At 60.8% G+C, this 17,457-nt stretch carries 17 protein-coding genes and 2 pseudogenes; 13 read left to right on the top strand and 6 right to left on the bottom strand.

Features of this window, described 5'->3' with window-relative positions:
• Nucleotides 1-32 precede the first annotated feature (32 nt).
• The 3 genes from HBO41_RS27140 to HBO41_RS27130 all read left to right on the top strand — a co-directional run bounded on the left by HBO41_RS27140 (nt 33) and on the right by HBO41_RS27130 (nt 3,569).
• On the top strand, nt 33-929 hold the full coding sequence (locus tag HBO41_RS27140) for a LysR family transcriptional regulator (protein ID WP_169988453.1): 897 nt from the start codon (nt 33-35) through the stop codon (nt 927-929).
• Nucleotides 930-1,032: 103 nt separating this feature from the next.
• Nucleotides 1,033-1,926, top strand: coding sequence for an NAD-dependent epimerase/dehydratase family protein (locus HBO41_RS27135; protein WP_017137952.1), 894 nt, complete (start codon nt 1,033-1,035; stop codon nt 1,924-1,926).
• 197 nt (nt 1,927-2,123) lie between these two features.
• On the top strand, nt 2,124-3,569 hold the full coding sequence (locus HBO41_RS27130) for a SulP family inorganic anion transporter (RefSeq protein ID WP_169988451.1): 1,446 nt from the start codon (nt 2,124-2,126) through the stop codon (nt 3,567-3,569).
• Here the strand turns inward: HBO41_RS27130 and HBO41_RS27125 are convergent, their stop codons facing one another.
• A complete protein-coding gene (locus HBO41_RS27125) occupies nt 3,570-3,962 on the bottom strand; it encodes a lysozyme inhibitor LprI family protein (RefSeq protein WP_138450800.1) in 393 nt (130 codons plus the stop codon). It lies immediately after the preceding gene.
• Between the two features lie 247 nt (nt 3,963-4,209).
• Here HBO41_RS27125 and HBO41_RS27120 point away from each other — a divergent pair, with 247 nt between their 5' ends.
• The 4 genes from HBO41_RS27120 to HBO41_RS27105 are packed head-to-tail and all read left to right on the top strand — an operon-like array spanning nt 4,210 to nt 8,309.
• Nucleotides 4,210-5,559, top strand: coding sequence for a gluconate:H+ symporter (locus HBO41_RS27120; protein WP_225933009.1), 1,350 nt, complete (start codon nt 4,210-4,212; stop codon nt 5,557-5,559).
• A gap of 26 nt (nt 5,560-5,585) precedes the next feature.
• Complete coding sequence (locus HBO41_RS27115; RefSeq protein ID WP_169988449.1) at nt 5,586-6,446, top strand: MurR/RpiR family transcriptional regulator; 861 nt, start codon at nt 5,586-5,588, stop codon at nt 6,444-6,446.
• A 1-nt stretch (nt 6,447) separates the two neighbouring features.
• Nucleotides 6,448-7,911, top strand: a complete 1,464-nt coding sequence (locus HBO41_RS27110; RefSeq protein WP_169988447.1) for an amidohydrolase family protein — start codon at nt 6,448-6,450, stop codon at nt 7,909-7,911.
• A 29-nt stretch (nt 7,912-7,940) separates the two neighbouring features.
• Complete coding sequence (locus tag HBO41_RS27105; RefSeq protein WP_017137946.1) at nt 7,941-8,309, top strand: glyoxalase superfamily protein; 369 nt, start codon at nt 7,941-7,943, stop codon at nt 8,307-8,309.
• A 204-nt stretch (nt 8,310-8,513) separates the two neighbouring features.
• Here HBO41_RS27105 and HBO41_RS29940 read toward each other — a convergent pair.
• Both HBO41_RS29940 and HBO41_RS29935 read right to left on the bottom strand, forming a co-directional pair.
• A pseudogene (locus HBO41_RS29940) lies at nt 8,514-9,107 on the bottom strand (methyl-accepting chemotaxis protein); the annotation flags it as partial.
• Nucleotides 9,108-9,416: 309 nt separating this feature from the next.
• A pseudogene (locus tag HBO41_RS29935) lies at nt 9,417-10,433 on the bottom strand (methyl-accepting chemotaxis protein); the annotation flags it as partial.
• 264 nt (nt 10,434-10,697) lie between these two features.
• Here HBO41_RS29935 and HBO41_RS27095 point away from each other — a divergent pair.
• Nucleotides 10,698-11,315 carry an FKBP-type peptidyl-prolyl cis-trans isomerase gene (locus HBO41_RS27095; protein WP_017137944.1) on the top strand — a complete coding sequence of 206 codons (618 nt, stop codon included), beginning with the start codon at nt 10,698-10,700 and terminating at the stop codon, nt 11,313-11,315.
• 191 nt (nt 11,316-11,506) lie between these two features.
• Here the strand turns inward: HBO41_RS27095 and HBO41_RS27090 are convergent, their stop codons facing one another.
• From HBO41_RS27090 to HBO41_RS27080, 3 genes are all read right to left on the bottom strand, one after another.
• Nucleotides 11,507-11,764, bottom strand: a complete 258-nt coding sequence (locus tag HBO41_RS27090; RefSeq protein WP_003194088.1) for a hypothetical protein — start codon at nt 11,762-11,764, stop codon at nt 11,507-11,509.
• A gap of 159 nt (nt 11,765-11,923) precedes the next feature.
• Nucleotides 11,924-12,265: a zinc ribbon domain-containing protein YjdM gene (locus HBO41_RS27085; protein WP_003230858.1), complete on the bottom strand. Its 342-nt coding sequence runs from the start codon at nt 12,263-12,265 to the stop codon at nt 11,924-11,926.
• Nucleotides 12,266-12,476: 211 nt separating this feature from the next.
• Nucleotides 12,477-13,445, bottom strand: a complete 969-nt coding sequence (locus HBO41_RS27080; protein WP_099549439.1) for a polyprenyl synthetase family protein — start codon at nt 13,443-13,445, stop codon at nt 12,477-12,479.
• Between the two features lie 239 nt (nt 13,446-13,684).
• Between HBO41_RS27080 and rplU the strand changes: the two genes are divergently transcribed.
• The 5 genes from rplU to HBO41_RS27055 all read left to right on the top strand — a co-directional run bounded on the left by rplU (nt 13,685) and on the right by HBO41_RS27055 (nt 17,417).
• The gene (gene rplU / locus HBO41_RS27075; RefSeq protein WP_007950961.1) at nt 13,685-13,999 is read left to right on the top strand and encodes a 50S ribosomal protein L21; all 315 of its coding nucleotides are present in this window, start codon (nt 13,685-13,687) and stop codon (nt 13,997-13,999) included.
• A gap of 34 nt (nt 14,000-14,033) precedes the next feature.
• Nucleotides 14,034-14,291, top strand: coding sequence for a 50S ribosomal protein L27 (gene rpmA / locus HBO41_RS27070; RefSeq protein WP_003176049.1), 258 nt, complete (start codon nt 14,034-14,036; stop codon nt 14,289-14,291).
• Between the two features lie 193 nt (nt 14,292-14,484).
• Nucleotides 14,485-15,708, top strand: coding sequence for an Obg family GTPase CgtA (gene cgtA, locus HBO41_RS27065; protein ID WP_016976186.1), 1,224 nt, complete (start codon nt 14,485-14,487; stop codon nt 15,706-15,708).
• Between the two features lie 109 nt (nt 15,709-15,817).
• Nucleotides 15,818-16,936 (top strand): glutamate 5-kinase, encoded by a 1,119-nt coding sequence (gene proB / locus HBO41_RS27060; RefSeq protein ID WP_026013771.1) that lies wholly within the window; start codon nt 15,818-15,820, stop codon nt 16,934-16,936.
• A gap of 16 nt (nt 16,937-16,952) precedes the next feature.
• Nucleotides 16,953-17,417, top strand: a complete 465-nt coding sequence (locus HBO41_RS27055) for a CreA family protein (protein ID WP_017137940.1) — start codon at nt 16,953-16,955, stop codon at nt 17,415-17,417.
• Nucleotides 17,418-17,457 lie beyond the last annotated feature (40 nt).

Below are 17,457 nucleotides of genomic sequence, written 5' to 3'. Positions count from 1 at the left end.
AAGCTGTCGCGAACCGATTGAGAGGACACCCCGTGAAAGCCCGATCCGATGAGCTACAGATCTTCGTCAGCGTGATTGAGTGCGGCTCGATTTCGGCGGCTGCGGAGCAGGTCGGGCAGACGCCTTCGGCCGTCAGCCGCACCTTGTCGCGCCTGGAAGCCAAGCTCGACACCACGCTGATCAACCGCACCACGCGGCGCATGGACCTGACCGAGGAGGGCAAGTACTTTTTCGAGCAGGCCAAGCTGATCCTGGCGCAGATGGACGAGCTGGAAGAGCGCCTGTCGTCGCGCCAGAAGAACCCCGCCGGGCGTCTGCGCATCAATGCGGCCGTGCCGTTCATGCTGCATGGGATCGTGCCGTACATTGCCGAGTTTCGCAGCCTCTACCCGGATATCCAGCTGGAGCTGAACAGTGACGACCTGATCATCGACCTGCTGGAGCAGAGCACCGACATTGCCATCCGCATCGGTGCCCTGGCCGACTCGACCCTGCATGCGCGCTCGTTGGGTTGTACGCCGCTGCATATCCTCGCCAGCCCCGACTACCTCAAGCAGTTCGGCACGCCGAAGACGGTGGCCGAGTTGGCCGACCATACGCTGCTGGGCTTCACCCAGACCGAAACCCTCAACCACTGGCCGCTGCGCCACGTGGAAGGCGACCGCTGGCTGATCCAGCCAAGCATTGCCGCCTCCAGCGGCGAAACCGTGCGCCAGCTGGCGCTGGAAGGCCAGGGCATTTGCTGCCTGTCGAACTTCATGACCAACGCCGACATCGATGCCGGGCGCCTGGTACCGGTGCTGGAAGCCTTCAACAGCGGCTATCGCCAGCCGATCCACGCGGTGTTCTACCGTAACTCGCAGTTGGCGCTGCGCATCCAGTGCTTCCTGGACTTCATTCAAACCAAGCTTGCGCGGTATGCCTGCTGATTCGTGACCTGTGCGCAAGATTGAATTGGGCAGCATGGGCTTATTCGGCAGGAATGAGTCCTTGATACTGGGCCTATCACTTACCCAGTCAGGAGCAACCTCCATGAACGTATTCGTCACCGGCGCAGCAGGGTTTATCGGCGGCTCCATCGCCACCGGCCTGGTCAAGGCCGGCCACACGGTCACCGGCCTGGTGCGCAGCGCCGAGCAAGCGGCTGAAATGACCGCCCTGGGCATCACGCCCGTGATCGGCACGCTGGATGACGCCGCCGTGTTGACCGCACAGGCTTCTAAAGCTGATGCGGTGATCAATGCCGCGAGCAGCGACCATCGCGCTGCCGTGGAAACCTTGCTGGCCGCCTTGAAAGGTTCAAATAAGCCGTTCCTGCACACCAGCGGTTCGAGCATTGTCGGTGATGCTTCGGGCGGTAAATCCAGCGATGTCATCTACGTTGAAGACAACCTGCCGGAGCCGACCGTCGACAAGGCCGCGCGCGTGGCCATCGACAACCTGATCCTGGCGGCGGCCAAAGAGGGCGTGAACTCGGCGGTGATCTGCAACACCCTGATCTACGGCCACAGCCTGGGCGTGAAGCGTGACAGCGTGCAATTGCCACGACTGCTCAAGCAAGCGCGCAAAAGTGGTGTGGTGCGCCATGTGGGCACTGGCCAGAACATTTGGTCCAACGTACACATTGAAGACGTGGTGGCCCTGTATCTGCTGGCGCTGACCAAAAACGTTCCGGGCACGTTCTACTTTGTGGAAAGCAGCGAAGCGGCGTTTGTCGACATGACCACCGCAATTGCCCAAGCCCTGAACCTGGGCGAGCCGCAGGATTGGCCGTTGGCTGAGGCTGAGGCTGAGTGGGGCTATGAAATGGCCAACTATGGCCTGGGTTCCAACAGTCGGGTGCGTGGCAAACATGCGCGTGAGTTGCTGGGCTGGGCGCCGACGCGCACGTCGGTGGTGGAGTGGATTCGCAACGAGATGGTGTGATGTCCGCTTAGTACCGCGGCGTTGCCATCGCAGGCAAGCCAGCTCCCACACTTGAATGTATTCGCAATTCAAAATGTGGGAGCTGGCTTGCCTGCGATGAAGGCGACTCGGTTCATGTGTTGTTACACATTACTGGCCCCACCGACCGCAATTCCGTACCATCCCCCGCCATATCCCTCGCTACTCCCTGGTACCTCATGAACCTCACCCGTCTGCGCGCCGATGCCCTGGCCGGCCTCACCACGTCTTTCGCACTGCTGCCCGAATGCATCGCCTTTGCCCTGGTGGCTCACCTCAACCCGCTGATGGGCCTCTACGGCGCCTTTATTATCTGCACGCTCACGGCCTTGTTTGGCGGCCGGCCGGGCATGGTCTCGGGCGCGGCGGGTTCGATGGCGGTGGTGATCGTGGCGCTGGTGGTGCAACACGGCGTGGAGTATTTGCTCGCGACGGTGCTGCTGGGCGGTCTGATCATGGTCGCGTTTGGCCTGTTACGGCTGGGCAAACTGGTGCGCATGGTGCCGCATTCGGTGATGCTCGGGTTCGTCAACGGCCTGGCGATCATCATTGCGCTGGCACAGCTGGAGCATTTCAAAAGCGGTGAAACCTGGCTGAGCGGCACGCCGTTGTATGTGATGAGCGGGCTGGTGGTGGCAACCATGGCGATTGTTTACCTGCTGCCACGCCTGACCCGCGCCGTGCCGCCCGCGCTGGTGGCGATTTTGGGCGTCGGCCTGGCTGTTTACCTGCTTGGTCTGCCAACCCGCACGTTGGGCGACATGGCCCACATCGCCGGCGGCCTGCCAACCTTCGCGTTGCCGCAAATCCCGTGGACCCTGGAAACCCTCGGCATCATTGCGCCTTACGCGTTCCTGATGGCGATGGTCGGCCTGCTGGAAACCCTGCTGACCCTGAACCTCACCGACGAAATCACCGAAACCCGTGGCTACCCCGACCGCGAAAGCGTGGCCCTGGGCGCGGCGAATATGGTCTCGGGCCTGTTTGGCGGCATGGGCGGTTGCGCGATGATCGGGCAAACCGTGATCAACTTAAGCTCTGGCGGGCGCGGGCGTTTCTCCGGGGTGTTCGCCGGGGTGATGATCCTGTTGTTTATTCTGTTTTTGTCGCCGCTGATTGAGCGTATTCCGCTCGCGGCTTTGGTCGGCGTGATGTTCGTGGTGTCCCAGCAGACCTTTGCCTGGGCGTCGCTGCGGGTGATCAACAAGGTACCGGTCAACGACGTGTTGGTGATTATTGCGGTAACGGTGATTACCGTGTTCACCGACCTGGCCACCGCCGTGCTCTGCGGTATCGTGATTGCGGCGCTGAACTTCGCCTGGCAACAGGCGCGGGAACTGTATGCCGATGAGCACCTGGAAGCCGACGGCAGCAAGCTGTATCGCCTGCACGGCACGCTGTTCTTTGCCTCGACCACGCCATTTTTGAACCAGTTCGACCCGGCCAACGACCCGGCCCAGGTGACGCTCGATTGTCGTCACCTGAGCTTTGTCGACTATTCAGCGACTGCAGCGCTGATGACTTTGCGCGAGCGCTACACCAAGGCCGGCAAGCATTTGCGCGTGCTGCATTTGTCGGAGCGCTGCAAGAAGCTGCTCAAGCGCGCCCGCGTGCATCACGACTGATTACAGCGGCAGCATATTTTCCAGTTCCTGGGCGCGGGTGCGGGTCATGTCCAGCATGCAGCCGATGCCATTGACCTGATCGATGGTGCCACCAGTCGCTGAGCCGATGAAGCCGCAGTTGGCGTCTCGGTACTTGATCCACAGGCGCTGTACGTCCTGCAGTTGCTGCTTCTGTTTGCCTTCCTGAAGCGCAAGGACGTCTTTGTAGGCCTTGTTCAGGCGCGCGTCCTGGATCTTGGCTTCGGTGGCGTTGCAGCTGACCATGTCCGCCGTGGTGTTGGCGCCATCCAGGCATTTTTTCAACGCCGGGCTGTCATCGGCCCAAGCGCTGCCGCAAAAGGCCAGCAGCAGTGCGCTGGCGGCGAAAGGAACAAGCAGGGTCTTGCGATTCATTGTTGGTTTTCCTGGTTGTGGGTAGGCCTGTCATCTGAGACTCGGCCCTGGCAACTGAGTTTCCGCACGCAAAAAACTTCATGTAAGAACACTCCCCGGATTTTCATCGGCTGGCGTTGGGCATGTCCCAAAGCGACAGCGCTTATCTGTGGGCGAAAATTACTTTCATAAAAATTGAAAATTACACCCGGTAATGATTTATGAGTTTCACAACCAATTCGACGTGACCCTTTCCAAGGAGTACCGCATGGCCGCACCACTGGGCTTTGGGCTGTTGGCATACGCTGCCATCGCCATCATTGCATTGATCGTGCTGATTGCACGCTACCGACTCAACCCGTTTATCGTCATCACGTTGGTGTCTATCGGCCTGGCCTTGATGGCCGGCATGCCGGCCGACACGATCATGGGCTCGTACGAGGCGGGCGTCGGCAAGACCCTTGGGCATATCGCCCTGGTGGTGGCGTTGGGCACCATGCTTGGCAAGATGATGGCCGAATCCGGCGGTGCCGAGCAGGTGGCGCGCACGCTGATCAACCGTTTCGGCGAGCGCAACGCGCATTGGGCGATGGTGTGTATTGCGTTTCTGGTGGGGCTGCCGCTGTTTTTCGAGGTCGGTTTTGTGTTGCTGGTGCCGATCGCCTTTACCGTGGCGCGGCGTGTGGGCGTGTCGATCCTGATGGTCGGCTTGCCGATGGTCGCCGGTCTGTCGGTGGTGCACGCATTGGTGCCGCCACACCCGGCGGCGATGATGGCGGTGCTGGCCTATAACGCGTCGGTGGGGCAGACCGTGCTGTACGCGATTCTGATCGGCATTCCCACGGCGATCATCGCCGGCCCCGTGTATGCCAAGTTCATCGTGCCGCGCATCCACTTGCCGGCGGAAAACCCGTTGGAACGCCAGTTTATCGAGCGCGAGCCGCGTACACGTTTGCCAAGTTTCGCCCTGACCATGGGCACCATCTTGCTTCCGGTGGTGCTGATGATGATCGGCGGTTGGGCCAACGTGATTTCCACTCCGGGCACTGGTTTCAATCAATTCCTGCTGTTTATCGGCAACTCGGTGATTGCGCTGCTGGTCGCCACGCTGGTGAGCTTCTGGACCTTGGGCCTGGCCCAGGGCTTCAACCGCGAATCGATCCTCAAGTTCACCAATGAATGCCTGGCGCCGACCGCCAGCATCACCTTGCTGGTGGGCGCAGGCGGCGGTTTGAACCGCATCCTGGTGGACGCGGGCGTGACCAATGAGATTCTTGGTCTGGCGCATGCCTTCCACCTGTCGCCGCTGGTGATGGGCTGGTTGTTTGCCGCATTGATGCGCATCGCTACCGGCTCGGCCACCGTGGCCATGACCACGGCCTCCGGTGTGGTCGCGCCCGTCGCCATGGGCCTGGGTTATCCACACCCTGAATTGTTGGTGCTGGCGACCGGTGCGGGTTCGGTGATCTTTTCCCACGTCAACGACGGCGGCTTCTGGCTGATCAAGGAATACTTCAATATGACGGTGATCCAGACCTTCAAGACCTGGACCGTGCTGGAGACTTTGATTTCGGTGGTTGCATTCGGTCTCACCTATGGCCTGTCTCTTGTTTTATAAGCCTCATTTTGTAAGCCGGAGCCGTCATGGACATCCTCTACCAGATCCGCGCCCGCCAGGATTCGTTCAGCGCCGGCGAGGGCCGTATCGCCAAGCTGATGCTCGATGACGTGGGCTTTGCCGCGTCGGCCAGCCTGGAAGCGTTGTCGCAACGGGCCGAGGTCAGCACGGCAACCTTGTCGCGTTTTGCCCGCAGCGTCGGTTGCCGCGATTTACGTGATTTGCGCCTGCAACTGGCCCAGGCCAGTGGCGTGGGCAGTCGCTTCCTCGACCCGGCCGGGTTGCCGGAGCAGTCGGCCTTTCACCGGCAGATTCTGGGGGATATCGAAGCGACGTTGCGTCAGCACCTGTCGGGGTTTAACCAGGCCAGTTTTGTTGATGCGGTCGGCCTGTTGGGCAAGGCGCGGATGATTCACGCGTTTGGCATGGGCGGCCCATCGAGCCTGTGCAGTGACGAATTGCAAGTGCGCCTGGTACGCCTGGGCTACCCGATTGCCGCCAGCCATGACCCGGTGATGATGCGGGTCACGGCGGCCACTTTAGGCCCGGAGCAGGCGCTGATCGTGTGCTCGCTCACCGGGCTGACGCCAGAACTGTTGGACGTCGTGAAGCTTGCGCGTAGCTACGATGCCCCCATCATCGCCATCACCCTGGCCGACTCACCCCTGGCCGAATTGGCGGATGTATTACTGCCGCTGCAACCGGCCGAAACCAGTTTTATCTACAAGCCCACCGCGGCGCGCTACGGCATGCTGTTGGCCATCGACCTGCTCGCCACCGAACTGGCGCTGGCCCTGCCGGACGACAACCAGGAACGCCTGCGCCGGATCAAGCTGGCCCTCGACGATTATCGCGGCGGCCCCGACAGCCTGCCGCTTGGAGACTGATATGAAGTACGACACGCTGATCCGCCAGGCGCTGATCATTGATGGCAGCAACACGCCGGGCTATGTCGCCGATGTGGGGCTGCGCGCCGGGCGCATCGAGACGATCGGCGACTTGTCGAGCGCAACCGGCGAGCATGAAGTCGACGCCAGTGGCCGCGTGTTGGCGCCGGGTTTTATCGACGTGCACACCCACGATGACACGGTGGTGATCCGCCACCCGCAGATGCTGCCCAAGCTCAGCCAGGGCGTGACCACAGTGATTGTCGGCAACTGCGGCATCAGCGCATCGCCGGTGAGTTTACGTAGCGACCCACCGGACCCGATGAACCTGCTGGGGGCGCGTGAGGCATTCGCTTATCCACGTTTTGCCGACTATCGTGCTGCCGTGGAAAGTGCTCATCCGGCAGTCAACGTTGCCGCTTTGATCGGCCACACCGCCTTGCGCAGCAACCATATGGACGACCTGCACCGCACCGCCACGCCCAGTGAAATTGCCGCCATGCGTGTGCAGTTGCAGGAGAGTCTGCAGGCGGGTGCCCTCGGTTTATCCACAGGCCTGGCCTACGCCAGCGCGTTCAATGCCGAGACCGATGAAGTGCTGCAGCTCAGTGAAGAACTCACGGCGTTTGGTGCGGTGTACACCACGCATTTGCGCAGCGAATTCGAACCGGTACTGGAGGCGATGGACGAGGCGTTTGTGATTGGCCGACATGCGCAGGCACCGGTGATCATTTCCCACCTCAAGTGCGCCGGTGCGGGCAATTGGGGGCGCAGTCCGCAACTGTTGGCATCGTTGGAATTGGCAGCGCAAACCCATCCGGTCGGGTGTGATTGCTATCCCTATGCCGCCAGCTCGTCGACGCTGGATTTGAAGCAGGTCACCGACGCGTTTCGTATCACTATTACCTGGTCAACACCGCACCCGGAGGTCGGCGGGCGCGACTTGCAGGACATCGCGGCGCAGTGGGAGGTTTCGCTGATGGATGCGGCACGTCGCCTGCAACCGGCAGGGGCCGTGTACTACGGGATGGATGAGGCGGATGTACGGCGTATTCTTGCGCATCCGTTGTCGATGGTGGGTTCGGATGGTTTGCCGGAAGACCCGTTTCCCCATCCACGTTTGTGGGGCGCGTTTCCACGGGTGCTGGGGCACTTCAGCCGGGATGTGGGGTTGTTTCCACTGCACACGGCGGTGCACAAGATGACCGGGTTGTCGGCGGCGCGTTTTGGGCTGGCCGAGCGTGGAGAAATTCGTGAAGGGCACTGGGCCGACCTGGTGTTGTTCGACCCGTTGCGCGTGCGTGATGTGGCGGATTTCAAAGAACCGCAACGCGCTGCCGAGGGGATTGATGGCGTGTGGGTCAATGGCGTGCTGAGTTATAGCGATGGGCAGGCCAATGGTCATCGGCCGGGGCGATTCCTTGCGCGCAATGGGGATTTGCGTGGCGGGTTTTCGTCCCTATAGTGGGTGCCTTCATACACGGAGCGGTTGCCATGCACTTAGGAAAAGTCACCCCGATTTTGCGGATCTTCGACGAGGCCAAGGCGTTGGAGTTCTACGTCGACTTCCTGGGGTTCAAGGTTGACTGGCAGCACCGTTTCGAGGCGAATTTCCCGTTGTATCTGCAAGTGTCGCTGGGCGAGTGCGTGCTGCATTTGTCCGAGCACCATGGCGATGCTTCGCCGGGCTCGGCGGTGCGGATTCAGGCGCAAGGCGTGGACGGCTACCAGCAGCAGTTGCTGGCCAAGGACTACCGGTATGCCAAGCCTGGGGTTGAAGAAACGCCTTGGGGCTCGCGGGAGATGAGCATCAAGGACCCGTTTGGGAATCGACTGGTGTTTGTTGAGGAAGGCGAGGGCTGAGAGCCAAGGGACTCAAGGCAAGCCGAGTATGTCTAAGTTTGCCTGTGGCGAGGGAGCTTGCTCCCGTTGGGCTGCGCAGCAGCCCCAAGGCATTCACTGCGCTCCCAACTTAAAATATCGATCAACTTCAGTAGGGGCCGCTGCGCGACCCAGCGGGAGCAAGCTCCCTCGCCACAGAGTTTGTGCGTAGTCAGCGTTGGGTTTTTACACCCGGAAATGACTGACCATCTGCTGCAACTGGCTGCCCAAACGCGCCAGTTCCACGCTCGATTTAGCCGTCTCGTCACTCGCAGTAGCCGTTTGCTCCGACACATCGCGCACGTTCACAATGCTGCGGCTGATCTCTTCAGCCACGGCGCTCTGCTGCTCGGCGGCCGCTGCAATCTGCTGGTTCATCGACTGGATATTCGACACGGTACGCGTGATGTTCTCCAGCGACACACCGGCCTTGCGCGTCAGCTCGACGCTGCTGTCGGTGAGGCTGCGGCTGTTATTCATCACCGTGGCCACTTGCTGGGTGCCGTTCTGCAAACCGGCGACCAGGCCTTCGATTTCTTCGGTGGATTTTTGTGTGCGCTGGGCCAGGCCGCGCACTTCGTCAGCCACCACGGCAAAACCACGACCGGCTTCACCGGCACGCGCCGCTTCAATCGCCGCGTTGAGCGCCAACAGGTTGGTCTGCTCGGCCACGGCCTTGATCACGTCCATCACGCTGCCGATCTTGTTGCTCTCTTGTTGCAGGTGCGTCATTGCGTCAGTAGAGCGCGCCACTTCGGCGGCCAGGCGTTCGATCTGGGCGATGGCCTCGGCCACCACTTTGTCGCCGGCGCGGGCTTGGCCATCGGCATCGGCGGCGGCCAGCGACGCTTGCTCGGCGTTGCGCGCGACTTCCTGCACGGTGGCGGTCATCTCATGCATCGCGGTGGCGACTTGATCGGTTTCGATTTTCTGGCTGTTCACGCCGGCACTGGTCTGCTCGGTCACGGCCGAGAGTTCTTCGGCGGCGCTGGCGATCTGGGTTACGCCGTCACGAATGCCGCTGATCAGCTCGCGCAGGGTGGTGCCCATGCGCTGGATACCTTGCTGCAATACGCCGAGCTCATCGCGGCGGGTCACCTGGATGTTGTGGCTCAGGTCACCGGAAGCGATGCGTTCCACCACGGCCAGGGTGTCCTGGATCGGGCGAGTGATCTGGCGGGTAATGACCAGCGCCGCGATGATGCCGACCAGCAACGCCAGCAAGGTGCTGATCAATTGCAGGCTGCGGGCCTGGGTGCTTTCGGCGTCGCGGCGATCGAGCTGGATGTCGTACAGCTTGTCGCTGATGGTGACGATGTCGGCGCCCTGGGTGGTCATTTCGGCACGGGCGCTGACGATGTTGGCGTTGGCGGCCTTGTAGCTCTGTACGGCGCTGCGATAGGCACCGAGTGCGGTTTCCAGCGACGTCAGTGCGCTTTGTTGGCTGGTGCCAAACGCGGCGCTGAGGCTTTTCAAACCGGCGATGGCTTTTTCGATTTGTGCAGCGGCGCGGGCTTCGGTTTCTGCGCTGGGGGAGTTGGTGTAGCCGCGCACTTCATAGCGCGCCAGGTGGAACTCTTCCTTGGCGTGCGTCACGGCCTGGTACTGGGTGAAGCGTTCCGGGCTGTCGGGCGCTTGCTGCACGCTGGCTTCCAGTGCGTCGATCTGCCCGTTGGCGATATCGGCCTTGTCGCCCATCACTTGGCGCGCGGCATTGCCGTTACGGTAGGCCTCACGCATTTTGTTCAGCGACTGCTGGTAAGCCGTGATGACGGCTTTCTGCTCGGTGAGCAGCTTGCGGTTTTCCGGGCTCTTGAAGCTGTCCAGCAGTTTCTGTTGCTGGGCGGCGAAGGCGTCGAGGCTGGTCTGGACGTTCTGTGCCACGGCTTCGTCGCCATTGGCGAGCATGTATTGCAGGCGCACGATGCGCAGCTTGGTCAGGGACGCGTTGAGCTGGGTGATGTCGCTCATCCAGTTGCTACGGTCAATCAAGCCGCCCAGGCTGGTCCAGCCGGTCAGGGCCAGGATCGAGGTGAGGACCAGCACCAGGCCAAAGCCCAGGCCGAGTTTGAGGTTGACGCTGATGTTGCCGAACCAGCTATTCATCGAATGCTCCGCAAGAATGATGTGTGTCTGCTGGACGGTGTTGTTGTTTGAGCCAGCCAAAGTTTGTACGGGGGTATCGGCGGCAGGCGATGATTCTGAAATACATTTCTTACGGGTGCGACGAAGGGTCGCTGTTGCAAGGTTGGATCCTCTGAAGGTGGCAGCCAGGGGGCTGATCAGAGGCGGGTCTTGTGTGCTAGTCTGCGGGCCCTTTTAGTTTTGGATGGCGCGGGAAACCGTGCTGTCCTACAGCGGAGCCTCTTCATGTCCGAAGTTAATCTGTCCACCGACGAAACCCGCGTCAGCTACGGTATCGGCCGTCAGTTGGGCGACCAACTGCGCGACAACCCGCCACCGGGCGTGAGCATCGACGCCATCCTGGCCGGCCTGACCGACGCGTTCGACGGCAAAGCAAGCCGCGTTGACCAAGAGCAAATGGCGGCGAGCTTCAAAGTGATCCGTGAAATCATGCAAGCCGAAGCGGCTGCCAAGGCAGAAGCGGCTGCTGGCGCTGGCCTGGCGTTCCTGGCTGAAAACGCCAAGCGTGATGGCATCACCACCCTGGCTTCCGGCCTGCAATTTGAAGTGCTGACTGCAGGTGACGGCGCCAAGCCGACCCGTGAAGACCAAGTGCGTACTCACTACCACGGCACCCTGATCGACGGCACTGTGTTCGACAGCTCCTACGAGCGCGGCCAGCCTGCAGAATTCCCGGTTGGCGGCGTGATCGCCGGCTGGACCGAAGCCCTGCAACTGATGAATGCCGGCAGCAAATGGCGTCTGTACGTGCCGAGCGAACTGGCTTACGGCGCTCAAGGCGTTGGCAGCATTCCGCCGCACAGCGTTCTGGTGTTCGACGTTGAGTTGCTCGACGTTCTGTAAGACCTGTTGATGGTTGCGCCGGGTCCTATGTGGGAGCCGGGATTGATGTGGCGAGCAAGCTTGCTTGCGCTGGGGTGCGAAGCGCCCCTAAAGGCCTGCGACTGCTGCGCAGCCGAGCGGGAGCAAGCTCCCTCGCCACAACAAATCCAGCTCCCACATAGAGCCGGTGCATTCAGGTTTTGCGCGGTGGTTCATGGATGGAACTTGCCATTGAGCTCTGTCGCCGGGCGCAACGCTCGGGCATAGCAGAACAGAAACAGATTACGCACCACCTCCTTCAGCACCCCAGGCTCACTGGAACTCAGGCCGTTGACGTCCAGGTCGCCTTGATCCTGCAGTTCATTCAGCGCTTCTTCTTCCAACACCGCACAGACTTCGCCGGTTTCCCGATGCAGGATCCGCAGGTATGGGTGTGGGCGGTCCAGCCAGGCATCTATCAAATAAGTCATGGTCGTTCTCCTTGATGAGTTTCAATGAGAATAATTCTTATTCGTGGAATAGCAAGTGCCTATTGGCGGTTTCCTGGTTTTTCTGTGTGGATGTTGAGGCAGGTCAGCGCAGAGGGCAAAACGCCATCCCGCGGCTGGCGCGGGATGGATGCAGCAGGTTCAGACTTTGCGCACGAACTCGGACTTGAGTTTCATCGGGCCGATACCGTCGATCTTGCAATCGATATCGTGATCGCCGTCGCACAGGCGGATGTTCTTGACCTTGGTGCCGACCTTGACCACCAGGGACGTGCCCTTGACCTTGAGGTCCTTGATCACGGTGATGGTGTCGCCGTCTTGCAGGACATTGCCCACAGAGTCTTTCTTCACGGTTTCGTCGCCCGCCACTTCGGCCTCGCCATTGGCGGACCACTCATGGGCGCATTCCGGGCAGATCAGCTGGGCGCCGTCTTCGTAGGTGTACTCGGAATTGCATTTCGGGCAGGGTGGCAACGTGCTCACTAAAGCTCCTTGAAAGTCAGGATGGCTAAAAGTCGCACATTATATAGGGTTTATTGCAGGTTGGGGTGGGCGCCTCGGAACCTTGTGGGAGCCGGGCTTGCCCGCGATGCAGGCACCGCGGTGTGTCAGCTATACCGAGGTGATGCTATCGCAGGCAAGCCAGCTCCCACACAAGCCAGCTCCCACACAAGCCTGCGCTCGCAGATATTGCTCAGTGCGTGCGGGCTACCGCAAACTCACTCAGCTCAACCAGGGCATCCCGGTACTCGCTGGGTGGCAGGGCTTCCAGGCACTGGATGGCACGGGCCGCATAGTCACGCGCCAACTGCGCGGTGTACTCCAGGGAACCCGAGGCTTCTACCGCTGCACGGATAGCTTCGAGGTCTTCAATCCCGCCTTTCTGGATCGCCTTGCGCACCAGAGCGGCCTGTTCCGGCGTGCCTTCGCGCATGGTGTAGATCAACGGCAAGGTCGGCTTGCCCTCGGCCAGGTCGTCACCGACGTTCTTGCCCAGGGTTTCGGCGTCGCCACGGTAGTCGAGCAGGTCGTCCACCAGTTGGAACGCCACGCCCAGGTGATCACCAAAGGTGCGCAGGGCTTCGGCCTGTTCGGTCGTTGCGCCACACAGGACGGCGGCGCTGTGGGTCGAGGCCTCGAAGAGCATCGCGGTTTTGCCGCGAATCACTTCCATGTAGGTTTCTTCAGTGGTGCTGGCGTCGCGGACCTTGGACAGCTGCAGTACTTCGCCTTCGGCGATGATGCGCGTGGCTTGTGAAAGAATCTTCATCACCGGCATCGAGCCCAGTTCGACCATCATTTCAAACGAGCGCGAATACAGGAAGTCGCCCACCAATACGCTGGGGGCATTGCCCCACATTGCATTGGCCGTCTCGCGGCCACGGCGCATGCCGGACATGTCGACCACGTCGTCATGCAGCAGGGTCGCGGTGTGCAGGAATTCGATGGTCGCGGCCAGCAGGCGCAGGTCATCGCCTTCGCGGCCCAGAGCCTTGCCACACAGCAACACTAATAAAGGTCGCAGGCGTTTACCGCCCGCCGACGTAATGTAGTCGCCAATTTTGGAGACCAGCGGCACTTTAGACGTGAGCTGCTGCTTGATGATGCCGTCGACGGCGCTAAAATCGTCCGCGACCGCGCGGTAGAAAGCTTGGGGTTGCATCAGCGACAGTCGCTCCAGAAGGGTTGCGCGGCATGCTAGGACCCTGACCCGGCAGTGTCAAGGCGCGATAGACGGCCCCTTGCATCACCCATTTACCTTGCGTACAATCGCGCACCCTGAACTTCCTGGGCAGCACCTGCCTTACGCAATTGCATTCGGGACGTCCATCCCATGCAGCCATGCCAGCCAATACCTTTTCTTATAAAGCGCTGGGTGAGCAGGATTATCGGAGAAATACCATGTCGTACGCAGTAATTGTTACTGGTGGCAAGCAATACAAGGTCGCCCCAGGTGAATACCTGAAGATCGAAAAACTGGAAGTCGCTACTGGCGAATCCGTTACCTTTGATCGCGTTCTGTTGGTCGCTAATGGCGATGACGTGAACATCGGCGCTCCAGTTGTTGCTGGCGCTACCGTTGTGGCTGAAGTGATCTCCCAAGGTCGTCACGATAAAGTCCGCATCATCAAGTTCCGTCGTCGTAAGCACCACATGAAGCGTATGGGCCACCGCCAGTGGTACACCGAGATCAAAATCACCGGTATTCAGGCTTAATTTCAGCCTAATTCCTCACTAGGAGAATTGACTCATGGCACACAAAAAAGCTGGTGGTAGTACCCGTAACGGTCGCGACTCAGAAGCCAAACGCCTTGGCGTTAAGATGTATGGCGGCCAGAAAATCATTCCGGGCAACATCATCGTGCGTCAGCGCGGCACCCAATTCCACGCCGGTTACGGTGTTGGCATGGGTAAAGATCACACCCTCTTCGCTAAAATCGAAGGCGTGATCAAGTTTGAAGTAAAAGGCGCGTTCAACCGCCGTTACGTGAGCGTTGTCGCCGCTTAATTGCGCGATCGCTGGAAAAGCCCTGTCTCGCGACGGGGCTTTTTCGTTTGTGGAGTGAGTCTCTTGCAAAGCTGTTTGTGATGGGCTCAGGCGCTGGATGTGCGGTCGTTTTCTGAGGTCGCTGCGCTCATTTTTGCAAGAGTCTTATGTCTTGGTTTCTTAAGCTCGTCCGTGCGACGAGAGGCGTTTTGTTATGAAGTTCGTTGATGAAGTTTCCATCCGAGTAAAAGCAGGCGACGGCGGTAACGGTTGCATGAGTTTCCGTCGCGAAAAATTCATCGAAAACGGTGGTCCAAACGGCGGTGACGGCGGTGACGGCGGTTCCATCTACATGATGGCCGACGAAAACCTCAACACCCTGGTCGACTACCGTTACACCCGGCACTTCGATGCCGAGCGTGGCTCCAACGGCGGCAGCACCGACTGCACCGGTAAAAAAGGCGAAGACCTGGTACTGCGCGTACCGGTCGGCACCACGATCATCGATTCCGCGACCCAGGAAGTGATTGGCGACCTGACCAAGGCCGGCCAGAAGCTGATGGTTGTGCAGGGCGGCTGGCACGGTCTGGGTAACACCCGATTCAAGTCCAGTACCAACCGCGCGCCACGCCAGACCACGCCGGGCAAGCCGGGCGAGCAGCGTGACCTGAAGCTGGAGATGAAAGTACTGGCAGACGTGGGCCTGTTGGGCTTGCCGAACGCCGGTAAAAGTACCTTCATCCGCTCGGTCTCGGCCGCCAAGCCGAAAGTCGCCGACTACCCGTTCACCACCCTGGTGCCAAACCTGGGCGTGGTCAGCGTAGACCGCTGGAAAAGCTTCGTGATCGCCGACATTCCTGGCTTGATCGAAGGTGCTTCCGACGGTGCAGGCCTTGGGATTCGCTTCCTCAAGCACTTGTCGCGCACCCGTTTGCTGCTGCACCTCGTCGACATGGCGCCGCTGGATGACACCAGCGCACCAGACGCCGCCGAAGTGATCGTCAGCGAGCTGACCAAGTTCAGCCCGGCCCTGGCCGAGCGTGACCGCTGGCTGGTACTGAACAAGTGCGACCAGATCCTCGAAGAAGAGCACGAAGAACGCGTCAAGGAGATCGTTGATCGCCTGGAGTGGGAAGGCCCGGTCTACGTGATCTCGGCCATCGCCAAAGAAGGCACCGAGCGCCTGACCCGCGACATCATGCGCTACCTCGAAGACCGTGCCGACCGCCTGGCGGCCGACCCGGTATTCAAGGCAGAACTGGCAGAACTCGACCAGCAGATCGAAGACGAAGCCCGCGCCCAGTTGCAAGCTCTGGACGACCAGCGTGCCCTGCGCCGCAGCGGCGTGAAGTCGGTCCATGACATCGGCGACGACGATTGGGACGAAGAAGACGTGGATGATGAAGACGGTCCGGAAATCATTTACGTGCGCGACTGATAGGTTGCGATAAACTCAAACGCCGCTCCCAGGAGCGGCGTTTTGGTATCCGGGTATAACGTTATGGGCCGCGCTGGGTCGCGGGGCCCTCAATCTAAGGTTGAAGATGATGCGGAGCAAAGTGACAGGTGCGCAGCGCTGGGTCGTAAAGATCGGAAGTGCGCTGCTGACGGCGGATGGCAAAGGTCTGGATCGCGCAGCGATGAGCGTCTGGGTCGAGCAGATGGTGGCCTTGCATGAGGCCGGTGTCGAGTTGGTGTTGGTCTCGTCCGGGGCCGTTGCCGCCGGGATGAGCCGCCTCGGCTGGACCGCGCGACCCAGCGCGATGCACGAACTGCAAGCCGCCGCCGCCATCGGCCAGATGGGCTTGGTGCAAGCCTGGGAATCCAGCTTTGCCGAGCATGGCCGCCATACAGCGCAGATCCTGCTGACCCACGACGACCTGTCCGACCGCAAACGTTACCTCAACGCTCGCAGCACCCTGCGCGCACTGGTTGAGCTCAAGGTCATCCCGGTGATCAACGAGAACGACACGGTGGTCACCGACGAAATCCGCTTCGGTGATAACGACACCCTGGCCGCGCTGGTCGCCAACCTGGTGGAAGCCGACCTGCTGGTGATCCTCACCGACCGCGACGGCATGTTCGACGCCGACCCGCGTAACAACCCCGACGCCCAGCTTATCTACGAAGCCCGCGCCGATGACCCGGCGCTGGACGCCGTGGCCGGCAGTGTAGGCGGTGCATTGGGCCGTGGCGGCATGCAGACCAAACTGCGTGCGGCGCGGCTGGCCGCACGTTCCGGCGCGCACACCATCATCGTCGGTGGGCGCCTGGAGCGTGTGCTGGATCGCCTCAAGGCCGGTGAGCGCATCGGTACGCTGCTGTCGCCGGAACGCGGCATGCTGGCGGCGCGCAAACAATGGCTGGCCGGTCATCTGCAAACCCGTGGCACGCTGGTTCTGGACGACGGTGCTGTGTCAGCCTTGTCCCAGGGCAACAAGAGCCTGCTGCCGGTCGGCGTCAAGTTGGTGCAGGGCAGCTTCCGCCGTGGCGAGATGGTGGTGTGTGTGGCGCCCGATGGTCGCGAGATCGCCCGTGGCCTGGCCAACTACAGCGCCCTTGAAGCACAGAAGATTATTGGACAATCGTCCGACGCGATTGTCGGACTCTTGGGTTACATGGCCGAACCGGAACTGGTTCACCGCGATAACCTGATCCTGGTCTGAATAAAGGAAATACACGATGCGTGTCATGAAAGGATTACTCGGCCTGCTGCTGGCCATGCCGTTGCTGGCCTCGGCCGAAGAAATCGGCCAGGTGTCGACGGTGTTCAAGTTTGTCGGCCCCAACGACCGTATTGTGGTCGAGGCGTTTGATGACCCGAAGGTCGACGGCGTGACCTGCTACCTGTCGCGTGCCAAGACCGGCGGCGTCAAAGGCGGCCTGGGCCTGGCCGAAGACCGCGCTGAAGCGTCGATTGCCTGCCGTCAGGTTGGCCCGATTCACTTCAAGGGCGAGCTCAAGGATGGCGACGAAGTGTTCAAGGAGCGCACCTCGCTGGTGTTCAAGACCATGCAGGTGGTGCGCTTCCTCGACAAGAAGCGCAATACCTTGGTGTACCTGGTCTACAGCGACCGTCTGATCGAAGGCAGCCCGCAGAATGCGGTCACCGCGATTCCGATTTTGCCCTGGCCGACCGCGCAGTAACCGGCGGGCGAGTTTTTCAATCGGCGTCTATGATTGCAGG

The organism is Pseudomonas sp. WS 5146 (assembly GCF_012985495.1).
In the GTDB taxonomy this organism is placed as follows: Bacteria; Pseudomonadota; Gammaproteobacteria; order Pseudomonadales; family Pseudomonadaceae; genus Aquipseudomonas; species Aquipseudomonas edaphica.
The sequence above is the reverse complement of the archived record's forward strand: the minus strand, read 5'-3'. Positions and strand labels throughout refer to the sequence as shown.

What these genes read in the sequence shown, in the direction of transcription:
- HBO41_RS27135 (WP_017137952.1), top strand. Translation starts at nt 1,033, where the DNA reads ATGAACGTATTCGTCACCGGCGCAGCAGGGTTTATCGGCGGCTCCATC.
- HBO41_RS27130 (WP_169988451.1), top strand. Translation starts at nt 2,124, where the DNA reads ATGAACCTCACCCGTCTGCGCGCCGATGCCCTGGCCGGCCTCACCACG.
- HBO41_RS27125 (WP_138450800.1), bottom strand. Translation starts at nt 3,962, where the DNA reads ATGAATCGCAAGACCCTGCTTGTTCCTTTCGCCGCCAGCGCACTGCTG.
- HBO41_RS27120 (WP_225933009.1), top strand. Translation starts at nt 4,210, where the DNA reads ATGGCCGCACCACTGGGCTTTGGGCTGTTGGCATACGCTGCCATCGCC.
- HBO41_RS27115 (WP_169988449.1), top strand. Translation starts at nt 5,586, where the DNA reads ATGGACATCCTCTACCAGATCCGCGCCCGCCAGGATTCGTTCAGCGCC.
- HBO41_RS27110 (WP_169988447.1), top strand. Translation starts at nt 6,448, where the DNA reads ATGAAGTACGACACGCTGATCCGCCAGGCGCTGATCATTGATGGCAGC.
- HBO41_RS27105 (WP_017137946.1), top strand. Translation starts at nt 7,941, where the DNA reads ATGCACTTAGGAAAAGTCACCCCGATTTTGCGGATCTTCGACGAGGCC.
- HBO41_RS27095 (WP_017137944.1), top strand. Translation starts at nt 10,698, where the DNA reads ATGTCCGAAGTTAATCTGTCCACCGACGAAACCCGCGTCAGCTACGGT.
- HBO41_RS27090 (WP_003194088.1), bottom strand. Translation starts at nt 11,764, where the DNA reads ATGACTTATTTGATAGATGCCTGGCTGGACCGCCCACACCCATACCTG.
- HBO41_RS27080 (WP_099549439.1), bottom strand. Translation starts at nt 13,445, where the DNA reads ATGCAACCCCAAGCTTTCTACCGCGCGGTCGCGGACGATTTTAGCGCC.
- rplU (WP_007950961.1), top strand. Translation starts at nt 13,685, where the DNA reads ATGTCGTACGCAGTAATTGTTACTGGTGGCAAGCAATACAAGGTCGCC.
- rpmA (WP_003176049.1), top strand. Translation starts at nt 14,034, where the DNA reads ATGGCACACAAAAAAGCTGGTGGTAGTACCCGTAACGGTCGCGACTCA.
- cgtA (WP_016976186.1), top strand. Translation starts at nt 14,485, where the DNA reads ATGAAGTTCGTTGATGAAGTTTCCATCCGAGTAAAAGCAGGCGACGGC.
- proB (WP_026013771.1), top strand. Translation starts at nt 15,818, where the DNA reads ATGCGGAGCAAAGTGACAGGTGCGCAGCGCTGGGTCGTAAAGATCGGA.
- HBO41_RS27055 (WP_017137940.1), top strand. Translation starts at nt 16,953, where the DNA reads ATGCGTGTCATGAAAGGATTACTCGGCCTGCTGCTGGCCATGCCGTTG.